This is a genomic window from Porticoccus sp. W117, from assembly GCF_030341905.1.
Lineage (GTDB): Bacteria > Pseudomonadota > Gammaproteobacteria > Pseudomonadales > Porticoccaceae > SCSIO-12696.
In genome coordinates, this window is record NZ_JATAAF010000002.1 from 360,578 (window position 1) to 372,504 (window position 11,927).

The 11,927-nt window shown below is 52.8% G+C and carries 12 protein-coding genes; 5 read left to right on the forward strand and 7 right to left on the reverse strand.

Annotated features, from left to right (window positions below; genetic code table 11):
- Window positions 1–87: 87 nt before the first annotated feature.
- On the reverse strand, window positions 88–1,560 hold the full coding sequence (locus QSV34_RS03325; RefSeq protein WP_289151974.1) for a NarK family nitrate/nitrite MFS transporter: 1,473 nt from the start codon (window positions 1,558–1,560) through the stop codon (window positions 88–90).
- A 262-nt stretch (window positions 1,561–1,822) separates the two neighbouring features.
- Here QSV34_RS03325 and QSV34_RS03330 point away from each other — a divergent pair, with 262 nt between their 5' ends.
- Window positions 1,823–3,091 (forward strand): nitrate/nitrite transporter, encoded by a 1,269-nt coding sequence (locus QSV34_RS03330; protein WP_289151976.1) that lies wholly within the window; start codon window positions 1,823–1,825, stop codon window positions 3,089–3,091.
- A 166-nt stretch (window positions 3,092–3,257) separates the two neighbouring features.
- On the opposite strand, the gene QSV34_RS03335 is transcribed toward QSV34_RS03330, so the two are convergent.
- From QSV34_RS03335 to QSV34_RS03350, 4 genes are all read right to left on the reverse strand, one after another.
- Complete coding sequence (locus QSV34_RS03335; protein ID WP_289151978.1) at window positions 3,258–4,469, reverse strand: alginate export family protein; 1,212 nt, start codon at window positions 4,467–4,469, stop codon at window positions 3,258–3,260.
- Between the two features lie 283 nt (window positions 4,470–4,752).
- Entirely contained in the window at window positions 4,753–5,622 is an 870-nt protein-coding gene (locus QSV34_RS03340) for a pepsin/retropepsin-like aspartic protease family protein (RefSeq protein ID WP_289151980.1), read from the reverse strand.
- A 3-nt stretch (window positions 5,623–5,625) separates the two neighbouring features.
- The gene (locus QSV34_RS03345; RefSeq protein ID WP_289151982.1) at window positions 5,626–6,471 is read right to left on the reverse strand and encodes an SPFH domain-containing protein; all 846 of its coding nucleotides are present in this window, start codon (window positions 6,469–6,471) and stop codon (window positions 5,626–5,628) included.
- 9 nt (window positions 6,472–6,480) lie between these two features.
- Window positions 6,481–6,870, reverse strand: a complete 390-nt coding sequence (locus QSV34_RS03350; protein ID WP_289151983.1) for a VOC family protein — start codon at window positions 6,868–6,870, stop codon at window positions 6,481–6,483.
- A gap of 74 nt (window positions 6,871–6,944) precedes the next feature.
- Here QSV34_RS03350 and rarD point away from each other — a divergent pair, with 74 nt between their 5' ends.
- Window positions 6,945–7,826, forward strand: coding sequence for an EamA family transporter RarD (gene rarD, locus QSV34_RS03355; protein ID WP_289151985.1), 882 nt, complete (start codon window positions 6,945–6,947; stop codon window positions 7,824–7,826).
- On the opposite strand, the gene feoB is transcribed toward rarD, so the two are convergent.
- Together feoB and QSV34_RS03365 are read right to left on the reverse strand one after the other, a co-directional pair.
- The gene (gene feoB / locus QSV34_RS03360; RefSeq protein WP_289151987.1) at window positions 7,823–10,165 is read right to left on the reverse strand and encodes a Fe(2+) transporter permease subunit FeoB; all 2,343 of its coding nucleotides are present in this window, start codon (window positions 10,163–10,165) and stop codon (window positions 7,823–7,825) included. The genes rarD and feoB overlap by 4 nt on opposite strands.
- A 29-nt stretch (window positions 10,166–10,194) precedes the next feature.
- Window positions 10,195–10,437: a FeoA family protein gene (locus QSV34_RS03365; protein WP_289151989.1), complete on the reverse strand. Its 243-nt coding sequence runs from the start codon at window positions 10,435–10,437 to the stop codon at window positions 10,195–10,197.
- A 304-nt stretch (window positions 10,438–10,741) separates the two neighbouring features.
- On the opposite strand from QSV34_RS03365, the gene QSV34_RS03370 reads away from it, so the two are divergent.
- From QSV34_RS03370 to QSV34_RS03380, 3 genes are all read left to right on the forward strand, one after another.
- The gene (locus tag QSV34_RS03370) at window positions 10,742–11,026 is read left to right on the forward strand and encodes a PepSY domain-containing protein (RefSeq protein ID WP_289151991.1); all 285 of its coding nucleotides are present in this window, start codon (window positions 10,742–10,744) and stop codon (window positions 11,024–11,026) included.
- Window positions 11,027–11,062: 36 nt separating this feature from the next.
- Window positions 11,063–11,557 carry a cytochrome b/b6 domain-containing protein gene (locus tag QSV34_RS03375; RefSeq protein WP_289151992.1) on the forward strand — a complete coding sequence of 165 codons (495 nt, stop codon included), beginning with the start codon at window positions 11,063–11,065 and terminating at the stop codon, window positions 11,555–11,557.
- A gap of 121 nt (window positions 11,558–11,678) precedes the next feature.
- The coding region (locus QSV34_RS03380; protein WP_289151993.1) for a transposase at window positions 11,679–11,927 on the forward strand (249 nt) is incomplete at its 3' end.

Sequence of the window (11,927 nt, forward strand, 5' to 3'; positions counted from 1 at the left end):
TGAGCATAGCGAAGGATCTCGGTGTAAATAGCTTGTGAGATCCTCGCGGTCGCTACGCTCACTCAGGATGGGTTGACGGCTATGCCGTCAACCCACATCAATCATCTGCACTGTACCATCCGGCAGCACTTCGGAAATCTGCCCTTTGGGTTCATCCATGCGCATGGCGATAAAGAACACCACCACGGCAGAGGCGCCGATCACCATAAAGAAGGTGCTGTAATCCACAAAGCTCAGTACGGTGAGGTAGGTCACTGCGCCGACGTTGCCGTAGGCGCCCGCCATGCCTGCGATCTGGCCCGTCATACGGCGTTTGATCAGTGGCACCACGGCGAACACGGCACCTTCGCCAGCTTGCACGAAGAAAGAGCAGCACATGGTGGCCATTACCGCCAGCCAAATCCACCAGCCACCGGTTACCTGGCTGAGTACAAAGTAGCCGATGGACAGGCCGCCGATCAAAATCATCAGTGCTTTGCGGCGGCCAAAACGGTCAGAGAACCAGCCGCCAGTGGGGCGCGCCACCAGATTCATAAAGGCAAAGCCGGAAGCCAGCAAGCCCGCTTTCACCGGATCCAGCCCTTCAAAGGTTTCCAGGAAGAACAGTGGCAACATGGAGACTACCGCCAGCTCAGAGCCGAAGGTGACGAAGTAGGACCAGTCGAGAATGGCAACGTTTTTAAAGTGGTATTTATCCAGTTCCGGTACGCCATTTTTCAGGTGGTCTTTGTTCACTTGCCAGATGGAGTACACCTGGAAGAAAAACAGTGCCACCAGTACCCCCCAGATAATATACATAGCGGTTTCACTGAGCAGGCCAACGCCGGAGGGAGACAGCTTCCAGCTTAATACGCCCAGTGCCAGATACATGGGGATATTCATCAGCAGGTACATAATGAAGTCGCCTTTTGAGGTGACTTCCAGGCCGCCGGATTTTTTCGGTTTGAAGTAGGTGGAACCTTTGGGGGTATTGCGCGCCAGCCGGTAGTACACAAAGGAGTACAGGCCGATAATGACGCCGGTGGTTGCCAGGGCGTAACGCCAGCCGTCATCACCGCCGTACACCAATGCCAGGGTGGGTAAGCTCATGGCTGCTGCGGCGGAACCAAAATTGCCCCAGCCACCGTAGATGCCTTCGGCAATACCCACGGTTTTGTGAGGGAACCATTCGCCCACCATGCGGATGCCGATTACAAACCCGGCACCCACAAAGCCCATTAAAAAGCGCATCATGGCCAGCTGTTCATAGCTGTTTGAAAACGCAAACACCAGACACAGAACAGACGAAATTAACAGCAAGCCGCTGTATACGTGGCGGGGGCCAAACTTGTCCACCAAAATGCCAATGACGATGCGCGCGGGAATGGTCAGTGCAACGTTGAGAATCATCAACGCTTTCACCTGTTGCCCGGTCAGGTCAAACGCTTCTTTCATAAAAGCCAGCAGAGGTGCATGGTTAAACCACACCACAAAGGTCAGAAAGAACGCAAACCAGGTGATATGGAGCGTTTTGATTTTGGGGTCGCCAAAATTTACCAGGTTGATTTTATGGTCTGACATGATGCTCTCCTTATGGAGATTTACTGAGAAGTTGTGTTGGAAAAATGCTGAATAAATCAGCGGTAATTGTGCTGGCCCGGAGTGTGGTTGATGCCTGTAATGGCAGGCTTGATATGCGTCAATTAAGGCCTCGGAACAGGGGTGCAGTACCTCTTTAGAGAGATGCCTGGGTACATACCCTGTGGTATTTTTTTGCGGACTTCTGGTGAATTACCCTGTCGTTTAATTACCGAAAACAAGCACCCACCAAAAGGAATAATCTGTGCAAAAAAACATTCCAGGTTCCTATCGGGCACTGACCATGGCAACCATTGCCTTTGCCGCTAATTTTTCTGTGTGGGTGTTGTACGCGGTGTTGGGGTTGGACGTGGCAGAGCGCCTGCAATTGAGTTCCACAAAATTGGGATTATTACTGTCGGCCCCGATCCTGACCGGCGCGTTAATGCGCATCCCTGCCGGTTTTTTGTCTGAACGGCACAACCCCAAAAGTTTGTTGTTCTGGCAAATGTTGTTGGTGGCACCGGCGCTGTTTCTGTTGCCGCTGGTGGAGTCCTACCGTGGCTACATCTGGCTCGGCCTGTGGTTGGGGGTCAGCGGTGTTTCGTTCACTCTGGGAGTGCGTTATGTCACTGGCTGGTTTGATCGAACCCGGCAGGGTACCGCTTTGGGGATTTTTGGTGCGGGCAATGCCGGTGCGGCTATTACCCTGGCGTTGGCGCCGTTATTTGTAAGTCAATGGGGGTGGCAGAGCCTTGGACCTGCATACGGTATTGGTTTGCTGGTTATGGCGCTGCTTTTTGTATGGCTGGCTCCCGCGCTGCCGGCTCATTTACGAGCGGCTTCCAGTGAACAAGCGGTGTCTCTGGCGCCGTTAAAACAGCTGCGGGTTTGGCGTTTTAGTCTGTATTACTATTTTGTGTTTGGCAGTTTTCTGGCGTTGATTTTGTGGTTGCCTGGATATTATCGCCAGGTGTATCAACTGAGTTTTTCCCAGGCGATGGCGTTTACCCTGTTTTTTGTCGCCACTTCCAGTTTGGTGCGTGCACTGGGCGGTTGGTTTGCGGATCGCTACGGTGGCCGCGCGGTTAACTGGAGCGTCTTTTGGGTTTGTCTGGTGTGCCTGTTTTTCCTTAGCTATCCGCCCACTACCATGACCATTCACGGGGTAAAGGGGGATGTTAATCTGAGCATTGAAGTGGGGCTGTGGACGTTCACCGGTTTGATGTTTGTGATTGGTATCGCGCAGGGGTTTGGTCGCGCCAGTGTGTATAAAACCATTCACGATTACTACCCACAACAGATGGGTGTTGTGGGAGGGATAGTGTCTGCTATCGGCGCACTGGGCGGTTGCACGCTGCCGGTTTTATTTGGTTTGGGGGTGGATTTGGTCGGCATACACAGTGCCAGCTTTATGCTGCTGTACGGGGTGTTGGCGTTTTGTATGACAGTGATGTTTTTTGCCAATAAGGCGGATCGTTTTCAGGGCAGGGTGGAGGAGGCGCTAAGCCATAATTTTCTGAAGGAAGATTGACGGAGCTTGTTATTGAGTAGCCCGTATGAAAAATATACTTGTCACTAAATACTGGTCATTGCGAGGCCGAAGGCCGCGGCAATCTCAACCAGTTTGGCAGCGGGCTGAAAGAGATTGCCGCGTCGCCTTTCTTTAAAACGAAAGGCTCCTCGCAATGACGGGGTTTCTAAAAATTAAACTGCGCAGTCAACCACAGTTTCTCAGTATCGGTACCAAAATCATCGGCGCTGTAATCCGCGTATTTCAATGACAGATTGAGGTTGTCGTTGATTTTACGTGCCACCAGGAAGCCCCATTCAGAACCCAGGCTATCGACACTGGCAGATGCCTTGTCGGCGCTGAAGTCGTGGTACACAAACGCCAGTTTAAAACCGCCAGCTTTGCCGCTGACCGAGAAGTACAGGTCTTCCACACCAGTGTCGATGTTGCCGGTGCCACCGGCGATAAACATATCGGTCCAACCCTGGAATTTATGCAGAGTGGCCAATGGGGTAATAAAACGGCCATCGTTTAACAGCGAGCCGCCGGTGTCGCCGTTGTCGGAGCCGAGCACTTCATAACCCAGTGTGAGTTTTACCGGCTTGGTTTGCAGGGAGCCTTCCAATAGCAGGTACCCAGCGCTGTAGTCCAGGGGGTTGTTGGCGGCATCGGTCTGGCGGGCGTATTCCAGGCTGTAGCTGAAGGCGTCGCTGGCCTTGCCACTGTAGCGAATGCCCCAGGTATCGGTGGAATACAACGCCACATTGTTGTTTTCCAGCAGGTAGGCGTACACAGACAGCTTTCCGCCTTCAAAACCGGTGTAATTGGCATTGAACAGCACGGTGTCGTTGTCATGGTCGCCAATGGGGGAGCTTTCACCAAAAATGCGGTTGACGTTGTTGATGTTGACTACAAACACCGTGGTGTCTTTCAAGTGTTTGTCGGTGTAGCTGATGGCGTCGTAAGTCTGCTCGTTCTGGCGGAAGCCAACACCGCCGACAAAACGCTGGTTGTCCAGGTTGATGCGCTGACGACCAAACTTCAGGTCGCTTTTGCCGAAGTCGTATTTGATCCATGACTGGTTGATCTCGGTGCCTTCCGGATCGGCGATGCCGGTAAAATTTTCGCTGCCGATAATGGATACATCATCCATTTCCAGCAGGCCGCTAAAGCCGTTGTATTCCGCACTTTGGAAGGTGAGGCGGCTGCGCAGGGTGAGGGCGTCGTTGCTGGCAGTGTTGCCTACGTCTTCGTAGCGTAGGCGGAAATTGCCTTTTACGGTGCCGTTTTTAAGGGCATCGGAAAAAGTGGCGGATTCCTCTGCGGCTGCCGGGTTGGCCAGGGTGCCAACAGCGGCAGCAATAGCGACGGAGAGCAGGGTTTTTGCGGTACTTTTCATGGTGGTTCTCCAGAATGTGAATGCCTGTCTGGTGGCGATTTTGTGGGGCTGGAGGGGGGCGGCAATTGATCCGGATCAGGTGCCGGAAATAAAGGAGGGCAAGGCCCACTTAAGAGGTAATTGATGGTTTTATTGGTTATTACTTAATAGGTATAAAACTTCCTTGCCTGCAATGCAGCGTTGCGCTCATAGATTATGAGCGCTGAGGATGAATCTATTTGTTTTTGGTCAACCTGCACCAGCGAAGTGGTCAGGGGGTATTGGCCCATGGATTAGAGTTGCCTCAGTCTTTAAAAACCCCAAACCATGTGCGCTTCTGACGCAAATCCAGAATCACTTTCTTATCAAAAAACAACGAATTTCCCAACAGCCCATCCGCTTCCAGCGGCAGGTTGGCAAAGTAGTTGGGGCGCTCGCGAGTGTAGTGGGCCTGTGCGTTGTGTATGTCAATATCGCCAATTTTCAGGGTTACATTTAACGGCGCACCAATAGTGGTTACCAGCTGGTCATTGGCCCAGCCTTCTATTCGGGAGTTGCTTTCTTCATCGCCATGGCGATCGGTGAGTTTTTGCCACTGAGCTTTATCCAGCAACAAGTCAAACAAGCTGGCACCGGTATCGAAAAAAAAGCGTTGTGCTTTGTGCCCGTCCAGCTCGGTGGTCAAAAATAATTTGCTGCTGCGAATCTGAGCAGGCACTTGGCGAATCTGATTTCGTGAAAGATGGTACTGGGCCTTGCTCAACAGGCAAATTTGCTGGCCGGGGTAATCGATCTGCACAATATGGCCCAACAGTGATCGCAGGCCAATACGGCCGGCCACACTGGCGGGCGGGTAGGGCATTACATGAAAGGTTTGGCTGGCAAAATCCATATCGCCAATAGCCAACGGCGCCATGCCGGTGATGCTGCCACTGGGCTGTTTAGCAAGAGCTATCCCCAATGCGGTTGCTGGCTCGCTGCCGTAAAATACACTCACATCGGAGCCGGTATCAAACTGCATGTCCGCGGTTTTGCCATTAATGGTGGTGCGTACCACCATGGCGGATTTTTCGCTGCCGTCCGTATCTGTGACCCACTGGAAGGGTGCGCAGTGGTTGTCCGCCTGGGCATTAAAACAGGTGAAGAGGAAAGCGATAATAGGGCGGGAGATCACCGCTTACTTCCGAATATTCTTGGTATCCAGCATCAAACTCATGTTCTGCATATTGGCTGGAATCACCACTACGCCGCCTTCGTTTTCAGCAAACTTTTTCAGCGCTTCATTGAGTTCGTGCTGTAAGTATTCCGGGGTCAGGGATTTATTGATAATGGCGTTGGCCTCGGCGATACCTTTGGCGCGGGCGATTTCGATTTCCGCGTCTTTACTGGCAATTTCCACTTCCACTTTTTTGGCTTCCAATTGCTTCTGAGCCTGCACGGCTTTCTGAATGGCCGCTTCAATGGTTGGGTCTGTGTTCAGCGCGCGCACCGCCACTCTGGTAATGGTAAATACGCCGGGGTCTTTGGAATCGAGCTTCTTCTGCAGGTTGCTGGAAATACCATCGCGCAGTTCGTCGCGATTGCGGTGCAATTCCAGAGAATCAATTTTGGTGACTTCCTGATAGATAACATCCCGGCCTTCCCGATAAACCACGCCATAGGCAGGCAGCAGGCCTTCTTCACCACGTTCGTAAGAGGAGGCGTATTTCACCATCAATTCAGCAACGTTGGTTGGGCTGACTTTGTAGTAAACACTGATATCCAGGTCTTTCAAGCGCAGGTTGTCCCGTGCTTTTGGTGTCAGGTTGTTGAAGTCGATAACAATTTCCTTGGCGGAAAATTCGTAGGCCTTTGTAATCAGCGGCAGCTTCCAGTTCAGGCCGGCGGGAATTTCTTCCATATCCACCGACCCCATAGTTTTCTCCACCGCTACATTGCCGGTGTCGACCACATACCAGCTACTGATGACAAGGATGATGATTGGGATAAGCAGCAGTGAGCTGCCAATGGCTTTTGCGTTCATATTTATTCCTTAATTGGGGGAGGTGGTTTCGGACGGCTGCCAAAGTTCTACTTTATTGCCATCCGGGTCCATAAACCAGCCGAAACGGCCGTAGTCCTGTTCGTCGATATCGCCGACCAATTGCGCGCCGCCTTCCGCTACTTGGGCCAGGGCGCCATCCAGGTCGTCTACAACCAGATTAAACATGAACGCCTGATCCGATGGCGCAAAGTAGTCGGTATCGGCTTTAAAGGGCGACCACACGCTGCAACTGTTGGCGGGCATGGTATCCGGTGTGAAGGGGGCGAAGGGCATGCCTTCCATCAACGGAATATCCAGCCAGCGTTTGTACCACTGGGCCAGTTTTTCCGGGTTGTTGCTTTTAAAGAAAACACCGCCAATACCGAGAGCCTTTGCCATTTTTCTGCTCCTGCTTGTGAGACCGTTGTTGTGCTGCCAGTATAGGCGCTTTTCGCAACCCGCTCAGCCTGCCAGTGAATACTCAAAAAAATAGCCGCACCAGAATCGGTTTGTACAACGCCCTTGGCGCCTTTGCCATGTGGGGCCTGGTGCCGATTTATTTTAAGTCACTGGCTCAAGTGGGCGCTCTGGAAATATTGGCACACCGGGTGCTGTGGTCGTTGCTGTTTTTGCTGGTGGTGATGTGGTTGACCGCCCGTTGGCAGAGCTTTCTGGCGATACTGCGCAACCGCCGTTTGATGGGCTGGTTGTTGTGCTCATCGCTGACCATTGCCATTAACTGGCTGGTATTTATCTGGGCGGTGGCGGAGGGGCGGATTCTGGAAACCAGCCTGGGGTATTTTATTACGCCTCTGATGAACGTGTTCTTAGGGGTGCTGTTCCTGGGCGAAAGATTGCGTCCGGCCCAATGGGCGGCAGTGGCTTTGGCAGCGATAGGAGTGGCCTGGCAGATAGGGCAGGTGGGTTACCTGCCATGGGTGGCGTTAGTGCTATCGGTGAGCTTTGGGCTTTACGGTTTGCTTCGTAAAAAAGTATCGGTGGATGCCACTCTGGGCTTAGGGGTGGAAGTTTTGGTGTTGCTGCCTCTGGCCGCAGGCTACCTGCTGGGGTTGGCGGCCAGTGGTGAGATGGCTTTTGTGGCTCAAGGCAGCACTATAACGGGGTTGTTACTGGCTGCCGGTTTAATCACCAGCCTGCCACTGTTGTGTTACGCCGCAGCGGCCAATCGCCTGAATTTGTCGGTAGTCGGGGTGGTGCAGTACCTGACCCCGAGTATTACCTTTTTTCTGGCCGTGTTCTTTTACAAAGAAGCGTTCGATAGCAACAGCTTGATTACCTTTGCCTTTATCTGGTTGGCGCTGGCGGTGTTTACTGTGGATGGCTTACGCCGCTAGCGCACATTGACCACCGGAATCAAATTGCTGCTCTGGGTTTGTTTTTGGGCGTAGTGCATCAGCACCAGATAGCTGGCCACCATAAACAGGGCCGCGCCGCCGCTCCATATCAGTGAGCTGGTGGGGTGGGCGCTGAATGTGCCTAACTGGTAACACAGTACCGCTGCGGTATAGGCGATGGCGGTGTTCCAGATGGCGGAGAATCCGGCCCAGAAACCGCCGGCTTCTTTGTAAATGGCCCCCAGAGTAGCCACGCAGGGCATATACAACAGTACAAACAGAATGTAGGCGAACGCTCCGATGCGGCCATCGAACAGCTGGTTCATCAGCGCCAGGGTGCCCAGTTCCACTTCTTGCTCAGCGGCTGCGGCAGCCTGGTCGCTCATTTCATCTACCTGAATGCCCAGTGGGTCGCCAAAGGCGCCGCCCAGCTCTGACAGGTTGGCGGGAATGGTTGCCACTGCCTCGCCCAGTTTTTCGCCAAAGCTGCTGTTTTCATCTTCATCGCCGTCTACGCCAGCCATGCTGGTGTACAGGGAATCCAGGGTGCCAACCACCACTTCCTTGGCGAAGATGCCGCTGAAAATACCCACGGTGGCGGGCCAGTTTTCTTCTTTCACTCCCATGGGGGCAAACGCCGGGGTGATTTTCATGCCGATGACCGAGAGTACGGATTTTTCCGAATCCTGATTGCCAAAGCTGCCGTCGGTGCCGATGGAATTGAGAAAGTTAAGCACAATCACCACCGCGACAATGGCTTTACCCGCCCGCAGTACAAACCCTTTCAGGCGGTGCCAGGTGCTGGTCAACAGGCCGCGCAGGGTGGGGATATGATAGTTGGGCAGTTCCATAATAAACGGCGTCATATCCCGGCTCATCAAACGTTTGCGAACCAGAAAGCCGGTGAGCACGGCCAGTGCCAAACCAATCAGATACAGGGCGAACACAATGTTCTGACCCTGAACCGGAAAGAACGCCGCCGCGAAAAGCACATAAACAGTAAGCCGCGCCCCGCAGGACATAAAGGGTGCCATCAGTGCTGTGAGCAAGCGGTCCTGCTGGGAATCCAGAGTGCGGGCGGACATGACCGAAGGCACGTTACAACCAAAACCCACCACCAGAGGCACAAAGGATTTACCCGGCAATCCTATGGCGCGCATCATGCGGTCGAGAATAAAAGCGGCTCTGGCCATGTAGCCGCTGCTCTCCAGAAATGACTGGAACAGAAACAGGGTGCCGATCACCGGCACAAAGCTCATCACCAGCTGAACGCCGCCACCGGCACCGTCGGCCACCAGTGTCACTAAAAATTCTGGCAGGTGCAGGAAGGTGAGCAGTTGCCGTGGCAAATCCACAAAGATAGCGCCGGCGGCAATGTCAAAGAAGTCGATAAAGGCACTGCCCAGGTGGATGGTGAACAAAAACATCAGGTACATCACGCCGAGAAAGATGGGGAAGGCCAATACCCGGTTGAGCAGGATTTTATCCAGGCGGTCGCTGAACGTGAGTTTGTTGCCACCGTCCCTGTGCTGGGCGCCTTCCACTTGCTCGCCAATCCACTGGTAACGAGCCTGAATCAACAGGTCGGAGGCACTGGTGCCGTGCTTTTGCTCCAGGCTGTTGATTTCTGTTTCCACCGCACTGGACAGATCTTCAGGCAGTTCCGCAGTGGCATGGGCATCTCGCTCCAGAAGTGCGGTAATGCGCAGACGATTGCTGCTCTGCTGACGCTGTTCAAGTAACCGACCGATGGAGGCAATGGCCACTTCCAGGCTGGTTTCCAGTGCGATGTGGTCATTATTGGCATCTGCCGTTGCTTCCTGTTCCGCAGGCCGCAGCTTGTTGATGATGACATCCACCAGGGTGCCAATGCCTTCTTGCTTGCTGGCGATAATGGGCACTACCGGAACGCCGAGCTTTTCCGCCAGCGCGTAGGGGTCAATATGGACGCCTTGCTGATCGGCCACATCGATCATGTTGAGTGCAATAACACAGGGCACGTTGGCGTCGCGCAGCTGGGTATGCAGGTAAAGGCCGCGCTCCAGGCTGGAGGCATCAATGATATTCACCAGCAGGTCGGCGCTGCCATCGAGCACATATTGCTGGGCAATTTGCTGATCGATGGAGTCGCTGTCGTGAGTGACGTGCAGGGAGTAGGTGCCGGGCAGGTCCACCACATCGAAACTGGTGTCGCCGTGGTCAAAGCTGCCGGACTTCTGTTCAACCGTTACCCCGGGCCAGTTGCCCACCTTCTGGTGAGTGCCGGTCAGTGCGTTGAAAAGAGTGGTTTTGCCGCAGTTGGGGTTGCCAACCAGGGCCAGGGTAAAGGCGCGTTTCATGAGGTTTAGATACTGCGGTCAGGTGGCGGTTAGATTTTTTCTACTTTGATATTGCCCGCTTCAGCGCGGCGCAAACTCAGGCGAAAGCCTCTTACTTGAATATCCATGGGGTCGCCCAGTGGGGCTACCTGTTCTATGGAGAAGGGCGTGCCTGGCGTCAGCCCCAGGCTCATCAAGCGATTGCGGTAATCGGCATCAATGCCGTTGTAATGGCGGATGATGGCGTGGTCGCCAATGGTCAGGTCTGCCAGCAGCAGAGAGGTATCTGTCATAACGTTACCGGAAGCGATGAGCTGCAGGGCTCACATTGAAAGTTATAGTCAAATAAGATTTATTCGCATTATACCTGCCGGCCTTGAAAATGAAAGGAGGCTGTAAAGCAACTGTCATTCTAAGTTGCTGTAATTCAAATAATTTGCATGCCGTTTTTTAACGGTGAGGAAAAGCGACCTTTGTCGTCATCATATGAGCGGCTTATCATTGCTGGCCTGCTTGATATTGGCTATCATTTGCATTTGCCGCTCTGGCAGGAAAACTGACTTTCACTTCGTTCGCAATAAGGCTAAGGAATAAACCGTGAAAAATACTCTTAAAGCACTTCCACTGTTAATGGCAGCTACTTTTACAGGCCACGCTTTTGCTGGCGCAGATTGCCCGGAACTCCCCAAAGAGCAGTGGATGACCCCACTGGAAATGCAGAAAAAAATCGTCAATGAATACGGGTTTGAAATCAAAAAGTTCAAAGTTGATGGCAATTGCTACGAGATTTACGGTTGGGAAATGATTGATGGCAAGCGCACTAAAGTCGAAGTGTACTTCAACCCGAAAACCGGTGAAATCGTCAAAAAAGAAGTGGACTAACGGCACAGCCGCAACGGATACATGGGTATTGAGTAAGTGATCTGGGACATTTTTGTTCGGATTTTTCACTGGTGTTTGGCGGTTGCCTTTGTCAGCAACTACTGGTTTTTGGAAGAGGGTGATCCGCCTCACGAGTGGGTTGGTTATGCAATTCTTGTGTTGATTTGTTTGCGGCTGATCTGGGGCTTTATTGGTACGGAGACTGCGCGCTTTCGCCAATTCTGGCCAACTTGGGCAAAGCTCAAGGCGCACCTTCGCGAAGCCCCACTCTCGTTCAAGAAACCACACCATGGCCATAACCCGTTGGGTTCATTGATGGTATTGCTTTTGCTGAGTTCAATCCTGGTGTGTGGTATCAGCGGTTGGATGCAGGAATGGGATATGTTCTGGGGGGAAGACTGGGTGCAATTAACCCACAGCATTTCCGCAGACATTGCCATGGCGGCAGCAGGGGTTCATGTTCTGGCTGTGCTGGTGATGCAGCGTATTTCTGGCGTTCAATTAATTAAGCAAATGATTTCCGGTCGTTAGCTTCATCACACAAAACAATCTCATATAAAGAAATGCCACATAAAAAACACCGGCTCTGAACGAGCCGGTCAGACTGCTGACAAAGTCCTCGCCCTCGTGCGGGGACTTTTTATAATGGGGCATGTTAAAAGACCGCCCCCAAACCCAGTCCACTATGGAGTTCGTCAGCATTGACGAGCTAGTTCCCGCCGACCACCTGCTGCGTAAGATCGATAAGGTCATCGACTTCAGCTTTATTCACGCTCTGGTTAAAGACCTGTACTGCGCCGACAATGGTCGTCCGGCCTTGGATCCTACGTTGCTGTTTAAATTGCTATTCATTGGGTATGTGTTTGGTGTACGCAGTGAGCGTCAGTTGATCCGAGAAGTT